Source organism: Thioalkalivibrio thiocyanoxidans ARh2 (assembly GCF_000385215.1).
GTDB classification, from domain to species: domain Bacteria; phylum Pseudomonadota; class Gammaproteobacteria; order Ectothiorhodospirales; family Ectothiorhodospiraceae; genus Thioalkalivibrio; species Thioalkalivibrio thiocyanoxidans.
Window position 1 is genome coordinate 1 of sequence record NZ_ARQK01000002.1, and the last position, 1,227, is coordinate 1,227.

1 protein-coding gene is annotated in these 1,227 nt (G+C 69.9%); it reads right to left on the reverse strand.

Features of this window, described 5'->3' with window-relative positions:
- Positions 1-256: 256 nt before the first annotated feature.
- A complete protein-coding gene (locus G372_RS0100015) occupies positions 257-1,138 on the reverse strand; it encodes an integrase domain-containing protein (RefSeq protein ID WP_019624939.1) in 882 nt (293 codons plus the stop codon).
- Positions 1,139-1,227: the final 89 nt, after the last annotated feature.

A 1,227-nucleotide genomic window follows, 5' to 3' on the forward strand; every position in this document is an offset into this window, starting at 1 on the left:
CCCCCGAAGGTGTCGCCCTCCGGGCGACCTGGTCGGCATAGCGGCGCTACGCGCCGCCAGGGCCGGAAACGGTCGGGGCCGCTGGGCGCGGGAACGTCCCAGGAAATTCGGGCGCCCAAACTGCGGTCATCGGGTGCAACGTCTGCGCTGCCCCGGCATCCGGGGGCGCTCCCGCGCGTCCGCGTGCTGCCCTTCTCCTGCAAAGAAAAAAGCCCCCTGTTCCAGAGGAACGGGGGGCTGTGGGTCTAACGGTCGATCATCGCAGATACGTCGAGCTGACCCAGCGACCACGGCCATCGCCGTGCCCGAGATCGCCGGAGGCCAGCGCTCGGGACTCGCCTTGGGTGTAGCCCTCGCCCTGGTACCGATCGACGCCGGTACGCGTGTACGCGTACCGGAGGGCGTGGGGCGCTTCCTTGCCCCGCAACCCGGCTACGCGGTGCATCGTGTTGTGCCAGCGGTCCATCGCGCTGGCGAGCGTCGGGGATGCACTGCGTATCAGATACCCGCGCCCCGCGAGGCTGCGCGCCTCACGGACAGCCGCGAGCGTCCGCTCGCGGTCATGCACGCGTACATCACGTGGTCGGCCGCCCTTGGTTCCGTGGATCACCCGCACCTGGTCACGCCCCTCTTCGAGGCGGCGTTCCCAGGTTGCGAGCGAACGGTGGCTCTGGACGACCTCTTCGGCACGCAGGCCGAGGCTCGCCGCGAGCGCGAGGCCCGCGGCCTCACGCTCATACCCACGCGACAGCAGGGCCTCTCGGGCCTGCTCGTAGCGCTCCGGAGACATCGCGGTCTTGGTCCCGATTCGGGACCGCCCATCGATGCCCAGCTCGCTGTTCGTGAGCTTGTCGGCCGCGATGCGGCCGTACTCGCTCCCGGTGCCGCGCAGCGCCGCTCGGAGCGACGCTGCGCGGTTTTGCAGGGTGCCTTTCGACAGCCCCTGTTCGCTCCGGGCCTGAAAATAGGCCCGGATGTGCTTTTCCTTGATCCGCGACACGTCGCGGATCTGGATATTCGCCTCCTGGTGCGCCCAGGCGGCGAAATCGCGGTAGTGACTCTCACGGTCACTCCGCGTGGCGCGCGCCCCGCCCGCATCGCGGGCGGCGGCGCTCATGCTGTCGACGATTTTTCCCATGTCGGACCTCCTGTCCTGTCTTGCTGATGCCGAGTCCGCCCCGCGCGGCTCACTGCGTCCGGGGGCGCGATTCGCGCCCCCGGACTGCC

Bases quoted from the DNA above. Each gene is read 5' to 3' on its own strand.
- G372_RS0100015 (WP_019624939.1), bottom strand. From the start codon at position 1,138: ATGGGAAAAATCGTCGACAGCATGAGCGCCGCCGCCCGCGATGCGGGC.